The organism is Hymenobacter qilianensis (assembly GCF_014489555.1).
Lineage (GTDB): Bacteria > Bacteroidota > Bacteroidia > Cytophagales > Hymenobacteraceae > Hymenobacter > Hymenobacter qilianensis.
The window spans coordinates 76,822-95,853 of record NZ_CP060785.1 but is presented as its reverse complement, the minus strand read 5'-3'; the positions used below and the strand labels follow the sequence as shown (position 1 = coordinate 95,853).

The following is a 19,032-nucleotide window of genomic DNA, read 5'->3' as shown; positions in this document are numbered from 1 at the left end:
GCGCCGGGCGTGGGGCTATTATTAAAGCTTTGAATTGCAAAGTACTTTTGTTTTATTTGCGTCGGCCGACCGCCCCGGGGCCGATTTAGAGCCAGGGGCCCCTGACGGTCTCGCTTCCCCCGGACTATTGCCCTTTTCTTACCCCTCTTTGGACTTTCCCCATGGCTAAAAATGACAAAGAAGGTTCCAAAGCGAAGAGCAGGGCGGGCGGAGCAGCCGCTTAGGGCCCCGAGTCCCGCCGCCAGGACAGCCCAACGGTCGCCAAGAACTCGTGGCGCCGGTTGGCCGCTTCGCCCTCCCCGATTACCGCAAGCTTGATCCGCTAAGAATTTATCCTTCTACCCCTCTTATTCAACCCACCGGCCGATGCAGCTAGCCATCCAGCACCTCTCCAAGACCTACCCCAACGGCGTGCAGGCCCTAAAGGACGTCTCCCTGACCATTCCGGCGGGCATGTACGGCCTGCTCGGTCCCAACGGGGCGGGCAAGTCCACCCTGATGCGCACGATCGCTACGCTGCAGGCGCCCGACACGGGCTCTATCCACCTGGGTGAGCTGGACGTGCTGCGCCAGCCCGAGGCGGTGCGCCAAACCCTGGGCTACCTGCCCCAGGAGTTTGGGGTCTATCCCAAGGCCCGGGCGGAAGAGCTGCTGGACTACTTCGCCATCCTCAAGGGCCTCACCCAACGGCGGACCCGCCACCAAGTGGTGGAAGCCTTACTCCGGCAAACCAATCTGTGGGAAGTCCGCCGGCAGCAGCTGGGGGCTTTTCCGGGGGCATGCGCCAGCGCTTTGGCGTGGCCGTGGCTTTGCTGGGCAACCCGCGGCTGCTGATCGTGGATGAACCCACGGCCGGCCTGGACCCGGCCGAGCGCGTGCGCTTTCTCAACCTGCTCAGCGAGCTGGGCGAAAACAGTGTCGTGATCCTCTCCACCCACATAGTGGAAGACGTCAGCGAGCTCTGCACCCGCATGGCCATCATCAATCAGGGTCAAATCCTGCTCGAAGCCGAACCCTTACGGGCCGTGGAGGACCTGCAGGGCCGCGTGTGGCGACGGCTGGTGGAAAAAAGCGCCTTGCCCGAGGTGGAGCGCGAGTACCGGGTCATCTCGACCAAGCTGCTGAGCGGGCGCACGCTCGTGCACGTCTACTGCGAGCAGGCGCCGGGTGCGGGCTTTGAGCCGGTGGCGCCTGATCTGGAGGATGTGTACTTCAGCACCATGGCTGGGCACTACGGCCAGCAGCCGGTGGGGCAACCGGAAAAAGCAGCCCAAGCATGATACTCTGGACCATTTTTCGCTTCGAGTTCGGTTACCAGGTACGCCGGCCCTGGCCCTGGCTGTTTGTGGTGGTGCTGCTCGGCCTCGATTTTTTGATGACGCGCGACGGCTCCGTGGCCGAGGTGCTGTACGCCGACTTCTATCTTAATTCGTCTTTTGCCGTGGCCAAAACCACGGTGTTCGGCTCCCTGCTCTGGCTGGTATTGGCCGCGGCCATCGCCGGCGACGCCGCCGCGCGGGACGTGGCCACGGGCATGTATCCGCTTACCTACACTACCCCCGTCAGCACATTCAACTACCTGGGGGGGCGGCTGCTGGCCGCCCTCGCCCTCAACGCCCTGCTGCTGCTGGCCGTGCAGGCGGGCATCCTGCTGGGGGTGTACTTGCCGGGGGTGGAGGCGGAGCTGATAGGCCCCTTCCGCCCGGCAGCCTTTGGGACGGCCTACGCCTTTATCGCCCTGCCCAACGCCTTCGTCGCGACGGCCCTGCAGTTTGGGCTGGCCACGCGCAGCGGCCGCCCCATGGCCAGCTATTTCGGCAGTTTCCTGCTCGTGTTCATGGGCTTTTTCGTCGCCTCCTTTCTGCTGTTCAGCCGGGGCCTGGGGACGCTACTGGACCCCATCGGCATCCGCTTCGTGGTAGAAGACCTCGCGCATTTATGGACCCCACTGGAGAAAAACTGGCGCCTGCTGGCCCTGGAGGGCGTCGTACTCCAGAACCGCTTGCTGTGGCTGGGCCTCGGCCTGGGGGCGGTCGTTCTCACTTTCCTGCGCTTCCGCTTCGCGCACCGGAGTGAGAGCTCCTCCTGGTGGAGACGGCTCCGAGCCCGCGTAAAAAAGCCCCCCACGCTCCTCCCGGCCCGTATCGGCAGCCCGGCTACTCCGCCAGTAGCCCGGCCGTCGTTCCGGCGGGTCTTTGGCCTGGCCACCCAGGGACGCCAGACCCTGGCCATCGCGGCGGACTCCCTGCGCATGATGGTGACCAGCTGGGCCGGCCTGGCCCTGCTGGTCGTCATTCCCCTGCTGACCGTGCCCGTGGTGCTGGATCAGCTGGAATCCAACGGCGTGCCCCTGCTGCCCACCACTGCGCAGGTCCTGACGGAATTGACCGGCTCGATGGGCGATGAGCTGAGCCGCTGGGTAATCATTCCCTTCCTCATCATTTTCTTCGCCGGCGAGCTGGTCTGGCGGGAGCGGGATGCGCGCCTGGGCGACATCACCGATACCATGCCCGCGCCGCACTGGGTGCCGCTGCTGGGCAAGCTGCTGGGTCTGGGGCTCGTGCTTACCCTGCTGATGGCCCTGCTGACGGCGGCCGGTATCGGGGCGCAGCTCATCCGGGGGTACCAGGATTTTGAGCTCGGGCTCTACCTAAAAGTCATGTTCGGGCTGCAGCTGCCCGACTACCTGCTTTTTGCCCTGCTGGCCCTCCTTATTCACGGGGTGGTCGACCACAAATACCTCGGCCACCTGGTGGCTGTTCTGGCTTTCGTCTTCATTGCCTTGGCTTCCCTGTTCGGCGTCGAGCACAACCTGCTCATTTACGGGGCCGGCCCCGGGTGGTCTTACACCGACATGCGCGGCTTCGGCTCCTCCCTGGGCCCCTGGCTGTGGTTTAAGCTCTACTGGGCGGCCTGGGCCCTGCTGCTCGCGCTGGGCGCGAGCCTGCTCTGGGCGCGCGGCCAGGAAAGAAGCCTGGGGCAGCGGCTGCAGCGGGCGCGGCGGCGGTTTACGCGTCCCGTGGCCTGGGCGACGGGCGCAGCCAGCCTGCTGGTCTTAATCCTGGGTGGGTTCATTTTCTACAACACCAACGTGCTAAACCAGTACTTCACCGCGGCCGAGCGGCAGGCGCGGGGCGCCGCCTACGAGCGGCAGTACGCGCGCTACGCGGCCCGCCCCCAGCCCCAGCTGACCCGGACCAGGCTGCGGGTGGAAATTTACCCGGGGCAGCGGACCGTGGACATCCGCGGCACGTACCGCCTCGTCAACCGCAGCGCCGGGCCCATCGACTCCATTCACCTGGCTACTACGCCCGGCCTGGAAACCCGCGCCGTGGCCTTCGACCGGCCCGTGGCCCGCGTGGACGCCGACGAGGAGCTGGCCCACCGGATCTATGTGCTGCGGCAACCCCTGCGTCCCGGCGACTCCCTGCACCTCGACTTCCGGGTGCACGTCGCGCCCCGGGGCTTTGGCGAGAGCGGGGTCGATGCGTCGGTCGTGACCAACGGCACCCATTTCACCAACGCCTGGCTGCCGGCCCTCGGCTACCAGGCCAGTCGGGAGCTGCTCAGCGCCGCCGACCGGCGGGCGCACGGCCTGGCCCCGCGGCCGCTGATTGCCTCCCTGTACGACGTCGCCGCGCGCCAGAAAGGCGGCGGCGGGTCGGCCTTCGAAGCCGTGGTGGGTACCGACGCGAACCAGGTGGCGGTGGCGCCGGGCGCCCTGCGCCGGACGTGGACCAAAGGCGGGCGCCGGTATTTTCACTACCGCGCCGACCACCCCCTTGGCAGCGAGTGGGCCTTCTTCTCCGCCGCCTACGCGGTGCGGGAAGCCGAGTGGCACAATCCCGACGGCTCGGGCCAGGTCGTGCCTATCCGCCTCTACCATCACCCCCACCATACGGCCCACCTGGACCGCGTCCTGCAAAGCATCCGCGCCTCCCTGGCGTATTACACGCAGGAGTTTGGTCCCTACCGCCCCCCCAGCTCCTGGTCGTGGAGCACCCCGGGCTGGGCACGGGCATGCACGCCGAGTCCGGCCTGCTTAGCCACGGCGAGGGCTTTACTTCCTGGAACCCCACGCCGGAGCCGGGCAGCCATGATCATCCCTACGCCATCGTGGCCCACGAAATGGCCCACCAGTGGACGGTGCCCTACGCGGCCGTCGAAGGTGCCCCCGTCATGTCCGAGAGCCTGGCTTGGTATTATGGGTTGAAGGCCGTGGAACACGCGCGCGGGCCCGCGCAGCTGGCGCAGCTGCTGCGCTACATGCGTCAACCCTATCCTTACCCGGCCATCCGCCGGGGCGAGCCGTTGCTGCGGGGGCTGGACCCCTACCTTGCCTACCGCCGGGGGCCTTTCGCGCTGTACGCGCTGAGTCAGTACATCGGCGAGGCCCCGTGAACCGGGCCCTGCGCACCCTGCTCGAGAACCACCGCCCGGCGGCGGCACCGCTGGCCACCACGCTCGACCTGTACCGGGAGCTGCAGGCCGCCACGCCCGACTCGCTGCGCTACCTGCTGCGGGATTTGTTCGAGACCAACACGTACTGGGAGCTCGGAACCAAGCAAGCCACGGCTAAGCAGCTGCAGCCCGGCACCTGGCAGGTCACGCTCGCAGTGCGGGCCCGCAAGGCGGTAGTCGACAGCGCGGGCGGGGAGCGGGAGGTGCCCATGCATGATTGGGTGGAGGTGGGCGTGTTTGCCCCCGCCGAAAAGGGGGAACCCTCCGGCCAGCCGCTCTACCTCCGCAAGCACCGCCTGCGGTCGGGCCAGCAGACGATTACGGTGCCGGTGAAGCGCCAGCCCACCCGCGCGGGCCTGGATCCTTATCACCTCCTGATCGACTTGCAGAGGGAGGATAACCTGAAGGATATAGGGTCATGAAGTTCAAAGCAATCTTTCGGTTTGAGTTCAGCTATCAGCTGCGGCAGGTTTCCACGTGGCTACTGTTCGCGGCCTTTCTTTTGTTCGGATTCGGGATCCTGAGACTGGTCACGCTCCCCGACGGTACCTACCTGAATGCGCCGAGCACCATTGCCTTCTTTGCTATTTTCGGCAGCTCCATCTGGCTCCTGATTGGAGGAGGCGTGGCCGGCGATGCGGCCACCCGGGATATTCAAACCCGAATGCATCCGCTGGTGTACACGAAGCCCCTGAGCAAGCGCAGCTACCTCGGAGCCCGTTTCCTGGCGGCCTTTACCCTGAACGCCTTGCTTCTTCTGGCCATGTATGCGGGGTTCCTGTTTTCCTTTTATGGTCCCGGGGCCAAAGCAGCGTTTATCGGGCCCTTCCATCTGGCCTCCTACCTAACCGCCTACGGTTTTATCTCCTTACCTATTGTCATAGCCGTTACCGCCGTTCAGTTCACCTTCGCGGCCCGGAGCGGCCGGGCCATTGCGGCCTATATGGGCAGCATCCTGGTCTTGTTCGTTTCCCATTTCCTGGGCACTACTATAAGGTACCATCTGCGCTGGGAGGTCCTGGGCAGTCTGTTGGACCTGCTGGGGCTTGGCATCGTAGCGGACATGGAAGGATGGACGCCGCTGGACAAGAATACGCGGCTGATTCTGCTGGAAGGAAGCTGGCTCGGGAGCCGCCTGCTGTGGGGGGCGTGGCGGGGGGCGCACTGGCCTTCACCTACTGGCGCTTTCAGTTCGCCCTCGTGACGGATGGCCCCGGGGGCGCCTTTTCCAGCGTCGAACCGAATCCGGTCGTCCCAAGGTGCTGGCTGCCAGGGGCGCCGTGCCTACCAGCTTGCAGCCTGCCAGTCCGATCACCCTACCCGATAGCCGGCGGGAGTTCGGATTCGCCACGTCTGCGCGCCAGACCCTGGCGGTCGCCCAGACTTCCTTTTGGATGATCGCCCGCGGCCGGGGTGGCCTCACGCTGGTGGCCGGGTTAGCCCTGGGCACCGGGCTGTTTGCCACCGAATACATGGAGTGGTTGGGCGTCCCCTTGCTTGCCCGCACGGAGGAGGTGTTACGAACGTTAGCTCCTCCCCTGAGCAGCTTTAAAACCCAATGGATTATAATTCCCTTGCTTACCATCTTCTACGCCGGGGAGCTCGTCTGGCGAGAACGGGAAGCGGGCCTGCAGGAGCTTTCCGATACGACGCCGGTGCGCGAATCAGTGCTGCTGCTGGGCAAATTCATGGGGCTGGCGCTGGTCATCACCACGTGGGTTGCCTGGCTGCTGGGGGCGGGGATAATCAATCAGCTCGTCATGGAGTATCACCATTTTGAGCTGGGGTCTACGTGCAGGTGCTGTTCGGCATTCAACTCACGAACTACCTGCTCTTCGCCCTCCTCGTCTTGGTCATCCACGTATTGGTGAATCAAAAATACGTGGGTCACCTGGTGGCCTTCGGCGCCTACGGGTGCATCCTGTTCGCCGGGATGCTCGGCGTGGAGCACCACCTCCTTATCTACGCTTCCGACCCAGGCTGGACCTACAGTGACATGCGGGGCTTCGGCCCCTTTATGAAGCCCTGGCTGTGGTTTAAATTCTACTGGGCCGCCTGGGCGTTCCTGTTGGCGGTGGTAGCGACCCTGTTCTGGGTGCGCAGCCAAGACGTCACCCTCCCCGCGCGGCTGCGCTGGGCCCAGCACCGGCTAGCCCAGCATAGACTGGCTGCGCTCCTAGCCCTAGTACTCGTCGTCGCCGCCGGGGGGGGCATTTTCTACCACACCAACGTCCTGAATGAGTATGCCAGTAAGGCGGATCGAAGGCAGATGCGCGCGGACTACGAGCGGCGCTATGGTTCGTATGAACAGGCGCCCCGCCCCGCCCTGGTGCGAACCGAGTTGCAGGTCGAGATCTATCCCGACGAGCAAGCAGCCGACATCCGGGGCTCCTACCAGCTCGTGAATCGCAGCCAGGTGGCCATAGACTCTATTCACCTTTCTACTATCCCGCACCTTGATATTAGCGACATCTCCTTTGATCGGGCGACTACCCCGCTCCTGGCGGATGAGAAGCTTGGCTACCGGATTTATGGGCTGCAAAATCGGCTGGAGCCCGGCGACTCCGTGCAAATGCGCTTCGCCGTGCGCATCGCTGCCCGGGGCTTCACCAACGGCGGGGCCGAGGCGGCTGTCGTGGCGAATGGGACCCATATTACGAGCGACTGGCTGCCGATCATTGGCTACCACCGCGACCGGCGTTTAGGCGACGCACGGGAGCGGGAAATGCAGGGACTACCGCCGCGCCGCCCCAGACCCTCCCTCTATGATGTCGCCGCGCGCCAGGAGGCCCGTCACGCGGAGCTGATGGATTTTGAGGCGGTGGTAGGAACCACCAAGGACCAGATCGCCGTGGCGCCCGGCGCTTTGCGCCGGACGTGGACGAGAGGAGACCGCCGCTATTTCCATTATGCTACCCAGGCCCCGATTCAGAACGGGTATGCCTTTTTCTCGGCCCGGTATGCGGTACGGGAAGCGCAGTGGGTGCCCCAGCTTAATTCAAGCCAAGCAGCAGCGCCCTCCATTCCAGGGGCTGGAAGTACAGCCAACCCCGTTACGATCCAGATCTTTTATCATCCGGCGCATGCGGACAACGTGGCGCGGATGGTGAAAAGCGCCCAAGCTTCGCTGCATTATTACTCCCAGGAGTTCGGTCCTTACCCCTACCGTCACTTTCGGGTGCTGGAGCGCCCCGGGCCCGGCCGCGGCATGCACGCCGAGCCCATGACGATTGATTATCAGGAAGGATATTCCTTGATGAATCCGCGGCCCGGGGGCCTCGACCTGCCCTACCACATCATGGCCCATGAAGTAGCGCATCAGTGGTGGGGGTTTCAGCTGGCCCCCGCCGCCGTGGAGGGGGCCGGTTTGCTCGTTGAAAGTACCGCCACCTATTCCGCGATGCAAGTAGTGGAGCAAACGCTCGGTTACGAGCATCTGCTCCGCTATTTGTCGCAGATGCGCCAGGAGTATGAAGTGCCGCGCTCCCGGGCGGCTCCTCCCCTGCTCCGGGCCAACGACGCGTTCATGAATTACCGCAAGGGCCCTTCGCGCTCTTCGCGCTGCGGAATTACATTGGAAAAGATAGGGTCAACAATGCCCTCCGGCGGGTGCTGCACGCCTATTCTCCCAGTCCGCCCCTGCCCACCACGCTTGATCTGTACCGGGAGCTGCAGGCGGCCACGCCCGACTCGCTGCGCTACCTGCTGCATGACCTCTTCCAGGCCAACACCTTTTGGAAACTCAAGACGGAGCAAGCTACGGCCAAGCAAACCCAGTCCGGCACCTGGCAGGTGAGCCTCCAAGTGGAGGCACAAAAAGTAGTGGTTGACAGTGTAGGGGTGGAAACGCAGCTACCGATGAATGATTGGGTGGAGGTCGGGGTGTTCGCCCCGGCCGGGAAGGGCCAAAAGGCAGGCCAACCGCTCTACTTACAGAAACGCCGCCTCCGGTCGGGCCAGCAGACGATCACGGTGATGGTGCCGCGCCAGCCGGTCCGCGCCGGCCTTGACCCCAATCACTTGTTGATCGATCTGGAAATGGAGGATAATGACCAAAAGGTGAAGATTGAAAATTGAGGGCCGACGCGGCGGGGCTCGGGCTATGGTCACATGCCTATCCTCTTGGGGTTGAGCTGCCTCAGCGCCGAACTGTTTGACGGCAGGAGCTGGGGCAATCAGACTAAAACGCGCTGGTAGAGGAAGCATTGCCTCCCTCCTGATCAGGCCTAGCAATGCTCTAAGGTCATCCAAGGGCTAACCTAGTCCATAAAAAGGATGATTGCCTATAAAAGTACCTTGTGTTGCATAGTACTGCCAAATACTGTAAATTAGGGAGCCGTTATCAGTTGCTTGGAGTCCTGATAGTACTAAAAAACCTATCTAAGATGTACCCCAGAAGAAGCATGTTGAGCGGCCCCTTTGCCTGCGCGCCCCCGTATAAGATCTACGAATAGATTCGTAAATTGCTTCCTCTTGCTCCCCTTGCTCCTCTTAATCAGCCTATTGCCTAGCCCGCGCCCCGTTACTTCCCCGTGTTACCTCTGCTGTGTCTCATGAAAGCTACCTTACCTTCCTCTCCGTCACTGCCCGTAAGAAAAACCCCGGCGCGTCGGCTCCCCAGCGACCAGGTGCCCCCCAGCAGCCCTCCCCTGAAACGGCTGCTGGTGAAAGACCAGCATAAGCTGTTCTTCATCAAGGTCGATGATATTCTCTACTTCGAGGCCGACGGCAACTATATCACCCTGCATACGCGGCAGCGCACGTATCTGCTCTACGAGAGCCTCACTCAACTCGAGCAGCGCTTGGATTCGTCCGACTTTACGCGCATCCACCGCTCGTACTTGATCAATCTGAACTATGTGGAAGAGCTCGAAGGCTATTTCAATGGCGAATACCTGGTCAAGCTCACGGGCGGCCACACGCTGAAATGGACCCGTTTCTACCGCGCTAATGCGAAAGACTTTCTGACGAAATACCAGTAGCGGCTTTTAGTAGGCTGACGGCTGGCTGGCGGAGCCGGCCACGGCCTACCGGATGGCGGACCGGGGGCAGGGGCGTTGTCCCATGTGGGTCGGGGCAAAGCCGGCTTTAGGTAGACCTTATAAAGGGGCTTTTAGGTCTACTAAACGAAGGGTATCATTCTCATAACGGGTAGAGGATAGGTTCCTCCCGGTAAATGTTATCGGAACCTATCATAAAAAGAAAAAGCGATTGTTAAATCGACCAGCTTAGGGATGATAAGTAAGAGTTAGCGACTCTAAGTTTCGCGAAAAGCACCAACCAGGAAAAAGGGAGCATAAGGAAGACTTATTGACCCTAAGTTTGGGCAAGAACAGCAACCAGAGCGAGGGATTAACAGGAAGCATCTTCGTACCTAAAGTTGAGACAGTGGAAATGATAGGCCCTTCGCCGCAAGAAGAGTCACCCCTACAACTTCTTGGAGCGGCGGGTAGCCTACAAAACCATGAAGACGGCCAACGCAGTCATAGCTGGAATAAGGAGGACTACCGCCACAGAGAAATAGCGTTGCTCCAGGCCCCAACGCATCACAGGAAATACACCTGACTTTGGGCTACCTAGTTATAAATTGGTAAAGTCTGCTAAAGCCGATGAGTATAGCTTTTTCGTCCTTACAGCTCTATTTCTGTCAGGTGGTATGTCCCGTCCTGACCTCCCACTGACACGAGGCTTACTGGTTTACAGTTTACGTCCCGTAAGGCCTACTACTTAGTTGCCCTCCTCCAGCGGGCTAAGATTCCTGCTAAGTCAAATACGACTCCCTTTTTGCCTAAAATCACCCCGCTCCATTGGGGCGAGAACGGATACTTTTAGTCAGGCTTTAGGCGGGGAAGAATGTCACCGGTTAAACTTTCCACCTACTGGGTCGAGCCCACAATATCTTATTAGGCTAGGACACTAACCAAACAGCGTGGTGGAAACGAAGGCAGAGAAAGCAAAGGCTCCCTCACGGCGAACGTCCATCACGGACGTGGCACGGGTGCTCCAAGTATCGGCCTCCACGGTATCGCGGGCCTTATCGGATCAGCAGGACATAAGTAAAGCCACTAAAGCACGGGTGCGTCAGGTGGCCCACGCTATGAACTATCAACCTAACCTGGTTGCCGCGGGACTACGCAGAGGACAAAGTAAAACCTTAGGTGTGATTCTTCCCCATCTTTCGGGCGCCTTTTACCCTACGGTACTGCATGGCATAGAAAAGATGGCCAGTCAGCACGGCTACCAGGTGCTGGTATGCCAATCCCACGACGAGGTGCGTTGCGAGCAGCGGCGGGTTGCGGCGCTGCTCGCCGCGCAGGTGGAGGGCATTCTGATCCCGGTGTCGGCGACAACCCTGGCCGAAGTCAACCATTTAGCCCAGGTGCAGCAAGCGGGTACCGGCCTCGTATTTTTTGACCGGGCACCCGCCGATTTACCTGGCAGTGCGGCTGTGCTATTAGATACATATAACGGTGCCTATGAGGCGGTAACGCATTTAATTAAGGGTGGCAGCCGGCGCATCGCTCATTTTGCGGGCCCGCAGCAAGTCAGCACCAGCCGCAACTGCCAAGAAGGCTACCTAGCCGCCCTGCGCGACCATCAGCTCCCGCGCGGGAAGAATTGATGTATCCTGTTTCCCCTTCCTGCTCCGAGTCAGGCCGACGGGGTATGGAGTATCTGCTAAAACGAGCATACCCACCCGACGCCGTGTTCGCGGCTTCCGCCATTCCGTTAGTGGGTGCTTTAGCCGTGCTGCACGAGCGAGGAGTGCAGATTCCCCAGCAGATAGCGCTGGCTGGTTTTAGCAACGAACCCTTTACCACCATGACCCAGCCGCACCTGACCATGGTCGATCAGCGGGCCGAGCAGATGGGCCAGTCCGCCGTACGCTTACTGCTCCAACTACTGAAACGGAACTCCCAGGTGAATCACCCCAACGTGTTTCTGAAACCGGAGCTGATAATTCGGGATTCCTCGCGGCGCTGAAAAGCTGATCGATGCTGCTCTTCATCCTAAAAAACTTCAGTAGCGCGAACTATCACTCCTAGCATCTCTTCGCCCTACAAAAGCCATCGGGGAAGAGAAATCAAATCGAAGCGCCCCTGGCCGGGTAGCTGGACGGGTAAGTGAGTGTCCTGATTTTAACGAGTACACCAGGCAGTAATCGGCTTTCAACCCCTTAGGTTCTAAAGGTCATAATGCTCTCTAAAATACGGCAAACGATTACGCTGGCTCAATTACTCCCCCATTTCGACTAAATCAACCCGCCTTTTCTTGAGCCTGCGACCCTACTTTTATCCAAGTCAAACTAAAAAAGTAAATGCTACCACGGATTTCTTTTTTAGGACCTTCTTTAAGTTCCTCCTGCCATAAGGTAATCCACTGACTGAGCTAAGTAGGCTTTCACTTTCTTCATTTCCCACCTATTCCGGCGTGAGCCGGAATGCCAAACTTCCCTCTATGAAACGAGAATGGCTACTCCTGTGCGGAACGCTCTTATCCCTGAAAGGGACGGACGCCTTCAGTGCGCCGAGCACCGCTTCCCGAGCCGGGTCCTCCTGGTCCCTGGCCTCCTCTGCTGCTCCCGATAAGGCCGGGCTGCTTGCTCCCGACTTGACGATTACGGGAACCGTCACGGACGAGAATGGGGGCGGCTTACCGGGCGCCACCGTCGTGGTGAAAGGCACAACCATCGGCACCGGCACCGATGACAAAGGCAACTTCACGTTGAACGTGCCTGAGGTCAACGCCAACGGCACCTTGGTAGTAACCTTCGTTGGCTATACGCCCCAAGAAGTGCCCATCAACGGCCGCACCACTATCAGCGTGCAGCTTAGACCCGATGCTCAGGCCCTGAATGAGGTCGTAATCGTGGGCTACGGCACCCAGAAACGGGCCGACGTGACGGGTTCGGTTGTGTCGGTACCGCAGGATCGTTTGGATAAAATCCCCGTCTCCAACGTCGCCCAGGCCCTCCAGGGCGCGGTAGCGGGGGTGCAGATTACGGGCGGCTCTAGCGTGCCAGGTAATCAGCCCAACATCCAGATTCGGGGCGTGCGCTCCATTACGGCCAGCACGAGCCCCTACCTGATTGTGGATGGGGTACCCTTTCCGGGTAACCTCAATGATATCAACCCCAATGACATCGCCTCCATTGAGATTCTGAAGGACGCCTCCTCGACGGCCATCTACGGCACGCGGGGCTCCAATGGCGTTATTCTGATCTCAACCAAGCGCGGCAAAACCGGCAAGCCCCAGATTCGCTATAACGGTTACGGTGGGCCCGAGTACCTGAACAACCGACTCACGCCCCTGTCGGGCCCCGCCTTTTCCGCGAAGTGGCAGGAGTTCACCCGCCAGCGGGGCATCAACCTGACGCCCGTACCCAACACGGGGGAACTGGCCAACTACGAGGCGGGCATTACCACCGACTGGATGGATCTGGTTACGCAGCAGGGTTTTATTCAGGACCACAACCTGTCCATCTCGGGCGGTACCGACGACGTGAAGTACTTCCTGTCGGGCGACTACTTTAAGCAGCAGGGCGTGGTGAAGGGCTTTCAGTTTCAGCGCATCAGCCTGCGCTCTAACATCGACGCAAACCTGACCCCTTGGCTGCGCATTGGCACCTCAGCCTTCTACTCGACGAACAACGACGACGGGGGCCGCGCCGACCTGAGCCTGGCCCAAGTATCCAGTCCCTACGGCACCCCCTTTAACCCCGACGGCAGCTACACCATCTTCCCCCAGCCGCCGGAACAGCTGATTCGCAACCCCTTGCTGGGCCTGGCAACCACCCGCGAGAGCCGCGTGAACCAACTGACCGGCACGGGCTACGCCGAGGTGGAGCCCACCTTTGTCAGCGGCCTGAAGTACCGGCTGAACGCTACCTATTCGTACCGGCCTTACCGCTCCACCTTCTACGAAGGACGGGCGGCCGGCAACCTGCGCGGCACGGCCCAGCTGCTAAACGATGAGCGCTCCAACTATACCATTGAGAACCTGCTGATCTATAATAAGGACATCGACCAGCATCACTTCGATCTGACGGCCCTCTACAGCTCACAGCAGAACGACTACTTTACAACCACCGAAAACGCGAGCGGCTTTATCAACGACGCGATTGGCTTCAACAGCATCGGTTCGGGCAGCAACACGCCTACCATCAGCTCCTATAGTGAGAGCCGGGCGCTGGTCTCGCAGATGGCGCGCCTCAACTACTCATATGACAGTCGATATTTGTTTACAGTTACGGCCCGGCGCGACGGCTCATCGGTGTTCGGCGCCAATGCCGATAAGTACGCCATCTTCCCTTCCGTGGCAGTGGGCTGGAACATTGCCAACGAGGCATTTCTGCGCGATAACAGCCTGATCAACGAACTGAAGCTGCGCTTCTCCTACGGCACGACCGGCAACGAAGGCATTAATCCTTATCAAACAATTACCGGCAACGCGCTCTTGCAGTACGCCTACGGCGGCGTGTCGGCCATTGGACTACGGGCCAACACCATTGGCAACGTAAATCTGAAGTGGGAAAGCACCACCAGCACCAACTATGCTATCGACTATGCTTTCCTAAAGAATCGCCTTCAGGGCAGCGTGGAGTACTACGACGCTAAGACCGACAACCTGCTGCTGGCGCGTCAGATCCCCATTATTTCGGGCTACGGCTCTATTCTCGACAACATCGGACGGGTACAGAACCGGGGCATTGAGCTGAGTATCAACTCAGTGAATATTCAACAGCCGGACTTTACCTGGGAAACGGCCTTCAATATCTCGGGCAACCGCAACAAGGTCCTGGAGCTGTACGGCAACGGGGCCGACGACATTGGCAACCGCCGCTTCATTGGCAAACCGCTGAGCGCCATCTACGACTACCGCGTGACGGGGGTGTGGCAAGTAGGCGAAGACCCGGCCGGTCTGGACCCGGGCGCTAAGCCCGGAGACCTGAAGTTTGCGGACCTCAACGGCGACAACCTCATCAACAGCCAGGACCGCGAGTACCTGGGCACGCAGCTGCCCGACTACTCAGCGGGCTTAACCAACACCTTCTCTTATAAGGGATTAAGTCTGCGCATCTTCTTCCAGACCGTGCAGGGAGTTCTCAAAAACAACGGCATTCTAAACTTCGTGGACTTAGGCGGCCGCCTGAATACGCCAGAGGAAGTGGGCTACTGGACGCCGGAAAACCAGAGCCAGTCGCGTCCCGGCCTGAACTACAATAACCCCGCGGCTACGGCTACCCCAGCGACGCCAGCTTTACCCGTCTCAAGGACGTGACGCTGAGCTACACCGTACCGGCCGCGCTGACCGAGCGCCTGAAGCTGGGGGCATTTCGGCCTACCTGAGCGGGCGCAACCTCTACACCTGGACCGACTGGGTGGGCTACGACCCTGAACAAAACTACACCCTGGGCAACGGCACCGGCAACACGGACGGCAATGGTCCGCCTAACTTCCCCAACGTAGCAACCTACGTGTTCGGCCTCAATCTGAGCCTCCGCTAATCTACTTTCCATCTGTCTTTTCGCTTCTGGCATGAAACGTATAATATTCGCCTGTATCGGGCTGTTAGGGTCGGCCCAGCTTCTGAGCTCCTGCGACAAGGAGTTTTTGGAGGAGGACCCCAAATCATTGTATACCCCCCAGACGGTGCTCGTCGATTCATTGGGCTTTGAGTCAGCTATGGCCGGCTTGCAATCGGTGGTGCGCGAGCAGTACACTCGTGCCAACGAGCAGGGCCTACTGGGCATGATGCAGCTGGGCACCGACGTGGCTATTCCTGGGCAGGTGCAGGGCGTGGAGGTGCCCTACTACAACTACGCGCTGCTGAACTCGCAGGACCAGGCCAGCGCCGTGATGTGGAGTTGGGCCTACCGCACCATCAACAACGCCAACCAGATTATTCAGGGCGCTGAAACCGCACCGGCCACGGTACGGCAGGGCTACAAAAACCGCATCAGTGCCGAAGCCCGCTTCTACCGGGCCTATGCCTACAACTTCCTGGCAACGCTCTGGGGCGACGTGCCGCTGATTGAGCAAGCCATCACGGCCCCGCGCACCGATTTTACCCGCACCCCGGTAGCGGAGATCAATGCCTTTATTATCAACGACCTGACAACGGCCATTCCCAGTATGTTCACGGCCAGCCGGGCCGCCTCCGGGCGTATTACCCGCGGGGCCGCCCAGCAGCTGCTCGGCGAGGTGTATCTGCGCGACAATCAGCCCGCACTGGCTGAGAAGGTGCTCCAGGAGCTGCTTAGCAGCGGGCAGTACAAGCTCATCACGGCCCGCTACGGCGTGCGCGCCAGTCAGCCCGGCGACTATTTTGCCGACATGTTTATTATTGGCAACCAGCGCCGCAGCCAGGGCAATACCGAGCTGATCTGGGGCATTGAGCAACAGCTACTCGTGCCCGGTGGCACCACGGAGGCCCAGCACCGCCGCATGTGGGTGCCCGCCTACTACAACATCCGGGGCATGGCCCTGGCCGATTCGCTGGGGGGCCGCGGCTTGGGCCGCCTGCGCCTGAGTAATTGGGTGGACTACCGGCTATATTCGACCCAGGATATGCGAAACTCGAAGTATAACCTCAAACGCAAATTTTACTACAACGACCCCTCGCAGACAGCCCTTTTCGGCAAACCTGTGACGGGCCTGCGGGGTTCAGACACGATCTTCAACATTACACCCTACACGACCAAGTGGAATCAGTTTGACCCCACCGACACCTTCGGGTACGGCACCATCAAGGACCTGACCATGATGCGGCTGGGTGAAACGTATCTGCTGCTGGCCGAGGCACAGTTTAAGCAGGGCAACACGGCCGCCGCCGCCGCCAGCCTCAACGTGCTGCGTACCCGCGCGAAAGCCGCCCTGGTGACGGCCACCGACATTACCCTGAACTTCATTCTGGATGAGCGCGCCCGCGAGTTGATTGGCGAGGAGCAGCGCCGCCTGACCCTGGTGCGCACGGGGACGCTGATCGAGCGGACCCAGCGCCTGAACGGGGCCTCTGTCACGGCTTTGACCGCAAAAAATCTGCTGCTGCCCATTCCGCAAACGTCTATTGAATTGAATAGCGACGCTCCCTTGGGCCAGAACCCAGGCTACTAAACCCGGCAACGGATAGGCATCCAAAAAAAGCCCCCCAGCAGCTGGGGGCTTTTTTCGTGTTAAATCAACCTGAAAAATCTCCCGTAACTCCTTGGCACGGCTTGTCCTGTCATCACGGCGATGCTCGGTAACAGGGGCAACACCATGCGCTTAAGGACTGACCTCATAGCTGCATTAGCAATCTACAGTATCAAGCGCTTGCCCGGTTTGGAGAAGATATTGAAGTTGATTGTAGTCGGCACACGCCACCACCAACGCCGCTATTGGATAAGGCTTCTTTAGTGCTGGTACACGCGCACGTAATCAACCTCGAAGCGATTCGGAAAGATCGTGTTGCCCAGCGGGCCGCCGTTGTCACCGCCCAGCGCCAGGTTGAGCAGCAGGTAGTGGGGCTGCATCATGGGGTTGAAGCCGGTGCCGTCCTGGTTCACAGTCTGGGTGAGCGGGGTTTCATTGAGCAGCAGATCATCCACGTAGAGGCGGATGGCCGTGGCATCCCAGTCCATGCGCCAGACGTGAAACTTCTGGCTCCACTGCGGGTCGGTAAACTCCGCTACCGGCTTGGTTTTGCTGTGCCACCTGGCCGTGTAGGGCTGAGCCGTGCCGGAGGCCACATTGGCCAGCACCTTGCCCTGGTAGAACTCCATAATGTCGATTTCGCCGATGCTGGGCCACGGCTTGCTTACCCCGAGGGTCCAGAACGCGGGCCACAAGCCGGCGCTGGTATCAATGCGCCCACGCATCTCGAAGCGGCCGTACTGCCAGCTGTGCCGGCCGCGGGTATTGAGGCTGGCAGAAGTGTATTCAATCAGTGGGGGGCTTTTTTTCCAGTCCGGACTGCCGGCTTGGTAGTTCGGGTTGGGCCGCTGCTCTTTGCGGGCTTCGATTAGGAGCAGGCCGTTTTCACAGCGGGCGTTGTCGGGCTGGTACCACTGTAGCTCGTGGTTGCGCACGAAGCCGGTTTCAAACTGCCAGTTCTGAGGGTCGGGGCGGCCATTGGTGTTGAACTCATCGGCCCACACCAGCCGCCAGCCTTCGGGCGCGGAGGCCGCAGCCGTGGAAGGGGTAACAGCTGGGGCACCTACCAGAGACCAGGAGTTGGAAGTAGAACTCTTAGCCCGTGGCGTCGGCTTCCAGTCCAGAATATAGACGGGCTGGGCCGGCAGCTTTTCCAGAGTTTCGCCGTCGCCCTGGCCCGTGCGCTGCACGAAAAGGCTAAGAACGCCTTGCCGCTGCCAGCGCTCTGTGTCGTAGCTGGGCTCCCAGTTGCCGACGGAGGTAGAAGTCAAATCCGTCACCTGCCAGCGGTTTAGCTGCAAATCAGAGCAGGTGGCCAACGAGGCCCGGTCCTGGCGTTCGGCGTCGCGGAAGAGCAGGTAGGCCGCCGTCCGGCCCTTTTGGGTCGCCACCAGCAGCTGTGGGCGCGAAACAGGGATCTTCTTGGTGCCCACCCCGCTCAAGCTGAAGGGGGTGGTGCGCTGCGATATTTGCGCGGTTTTCCATTCTTTTCCCGCCCGATAAATAAGCTGGTACTGCGGTACCTGCGTACCCGCTGGCCGCCAGTAGGTGGCAATGTAGGGCGTGCCGGCCGCGTCGGTGGTGATGGAGGTTTGGTTGATCAGCTCACTATTCTGCGGAATGCGGGCCGCGTACTCAGCAGTGGCCGCCGTAATAGGCAGTTGGTACATTTCGCCGGTACTCCGCTGCCACGTTTTGCCGCCGTCTAGGGAGCGGGCGTAGGCCATGTCGTGGTTGGAAGCCACGTTCGGTGATTCCCGCCACACCCACGACACGTGAATGGCGCCTTTCCGGTCGATGCAGGCCTGCCAGTAGGCATTGCGCTGCCCTTCCCCATCAATAAGAACGTCGTGGAGGCGCGTCCAGCGTTGGGTTTTCGGACTGTAGTGGTTGAGGGCCAGGTTGCCGTTGCCGGAGCTGCCGTCGCGGTAAAGGAACAGCAGGTCGCCGTTGGGGAAGCGGTGGAACTCCGGGTAGGTCACGTTCTTTTCCCGCTCGCCGGTCATGGGCTGTAGGGCGCTCATTTCCAGGGAGCCGGGCCGCACGCTGCGGCAGTAGCGCAACGGGTTGCCGTGATGGTCGAAGGACAGGTGCAGGTAGCCGGCCCCGTCGACCATCAGGCTGATGACATTGTGAGCGTCCTGCACCTTGCCCTGGTAGGGGGTGCGCTGCACTTGCCAGGTTCCGGCGGGCAGCCGGCGCTTAGCCAGCACCACGTAGCCCAGGGAATCATAGTAGGCCGTATACTGCTCCTGCTTGTGCGTCGCGACGGAATTCTTGCGGAAAATTGCTCCGTTCACGTTGTTTTTTGCCCATCCTAGACCCACCGGCGATGGGGCGTGACTGAACTGGGTAAGCAGGCAAACGCCGCTGAGCAGCAGGCCTAGCAGCCTATGGGTATGTTTCATGCAGTGGTATTGAAATACCCGAAGAGCCT

13 protein-coding genes and 2 pseudogenes are annotated in these 19,032 nt (G+C 60.8%); 13 read left to right on the top strand and 2 right to left on the bottom strand.

All coding sequences use genetic code 11. The features are described 5' to 3' along the window. Positions 1–366 precede the first annotated feature (366 nt). The 13 genes and pseudogenes from H9L05_RS21265 to H9L05_RS21210 all read left to right on the top strand — a co-directional run bounded on the left by H9L05_RS21265 (position 367) and on the right by H9L05_RS21210 (position 16,577). A pseudogene (locus H9L05_RS21265) lies at positions 367–1,280 on the top strand (ABC transporter ATP-binding protein). Next, positions 1,277–4,213 carry an ABC transporter permease/M1 family aminopeptidase gene (locus H9L05_RS21260; protein WP_187734374.1) on the top strand — a complete coding sequence of 979 codons (2,937 nt, stop codon included), beginning with the start codon at positions 1,277–1,279 and terminating at the stop codon, positions 4,211–4,213. Before H9L05_RS21265 ends, H9L05_RS21260 begins: the two are co-directional and overlap by 4 nt. Beyond that, positions 4,197–4,883: a hypothetical protein gene (locus H9L05_RS21255; RefSeq protein ID WP_187734373.1), complete on the top strand. Its 687-nt coding sequence runs from the start codon at positions 4,197–4,199 to the stop codon at positions 4,881–4,883. Before H9L05_RS21260 ends, H9L05_RS21255 begins: the two co-directional genes overlap by 17 nt. Beyond that, a complete protein-coding gene (locus H9L05_RS21250; protein ID WP_187734510.1) occupies positions 4,880–5,665 on the top strand; it encodes an ABC transporter permease in 786 nt (261 codons plus the stop codon). Before H9L05_RS21255 ends, H9L05_RS21250 begins: the two co-directional genes overlap by 4 nt. A 55-nt stretch (positions 5,666–5,720) precedes the next feature. Further along, positions 5,721–6,332 (top strand): ABC transporter permease, encoded by a 612-nt coding sequence (locus H9L05_RS21245; RefSeq protein ID WP_187734509.1) that lies wholly within the window; start codon positions 5,721–5,723, stop codon positions 6,330–6,332. Beyond that, complete coding sequence (locus tag H9L05_RS21240; protein ID WP_187734508.1) at positions 6,254–8,257, top strand: M1 aminopeptidase family protein; 2,004 nt, start codon at positions 6,254–6,256, stop codon at positions 8,255–8,257. The genes H9L05_RS21245 and H9L05_RS21240 overlap by 79 nt, the downstream gene beginning before the upstream one ends. Continuing rightward, positions 8,254–8,538, top strand: coding sequence for a hypothetical protein (locus tag H9L05_RS21235; RefSeq protein ID WP_187734507.1), 285 nt, complete (start codon positions 8,254–8,256; stop codon positions 8,536–8,538). Before H9L05_RS21240 ends, H9L05_RS21235 begins: the two co-directional genes overlap by 4 nt. A gap of 476 nt (positions 8,539–9,014) precedes the next feature. Then, entirely contained in the window at positions 9,015–9,443 is a 429-nt protein-coding gene (locus H9L05_RS21230) for a LytR/AlgR family response regulator transcription factor (RefSeq protein WP_187734506.1), read from the top strand. A 950-nt stretch (positions 9,444–10,393) separates the two neighbouring features. Beyond that, complete coding sequence (locus tag H9L05_RS21225) at positions 10,394–11,083, top strand: LacI family DNA-binding transcriptional regulator (RefSeq protein WP_187734505.1); 690 nt, start codon at positions 10,394–10,396, stop codon at positions 11,081–11,083. Continuing rightward, complete coding sequence (locus H9L05_RS25470; RefSeq protein WP_187734504.1) at positions 11,083–11,445, top strand: substrate-binding domain-containing protein; 363 nt, start codon at positions 11,083–11,085, stop codon at positions 11,443–11,445. The genes H9L05_RS21225 and H9L05_RS25470 overlap by 1 nt, the downstream gene beginning before the upstream one ends. A 474-nt stretch (positions 11,446–11,919) precedes the next feature. Next, the gene (locus H9L05_RS21215) at positions 11,920–14,742 is read left to right on the top strand and encodes a SusC/RagA family TonB-linked outer membrane protein (protein ID WP_223285022.1); all 2,823 of its coding nucleotides are present in this window, start codon (positions 11,920–11,922) and stop codon (positions 14,740–14,742) included. 100 nt (positions 14,743–14,842) lie between these two features. Continuing rightward, positions 14,843–14,968 (top strand): hypothetical protein, encoded by a 126-nt coding sequence (locus tag H9L05_RS25465; protein ID WP_262892726.1) that lies wholly within the window; start codon positions 14,843–14,845, stop codon positions 14,966–14,968. Between the two features lie 31 nt (positions 14,969–14,999). Beyond that, positions 15,000–16,577 (top strand): RagB/SusD family nutrient uptake outer membrane protein, encoded by a 1,578-nt coding sequence (locus H9L05_RS21210; RefSeq protein WP_187734503.1) that lies wholly within the window; start codon positions 15,000–15,002, stop codon positions 16,575–16,577. Between the two features lie 278 nt (positions 16,578–16,855). Here H9L05_RS21210 and H9L05_RS27085 read toward each other — a convergent pair whose 3' ends face one another. Beyond that, positions 16,856–17,665, bottom strand: coding sequence for a glycoside hydrolase family 16 protein (locus H9L05_RS27085; protein ID WP_187734512.1), 810 nt, complete (start codon positions 17,663–17,665; stop codon positions 16,856–16,858). Between the two features lie 48 nt (positions 17,666–17,713). Continuing rightward, positions 17,714–19,003 (bottom strand): annotated as a pseudogene (locus H9L05_RS27080) (BNR repeat-containing protein); the annotation flags it as partial. Positions 19,004–19,032 lie beyond the last annotated feature (29 nt).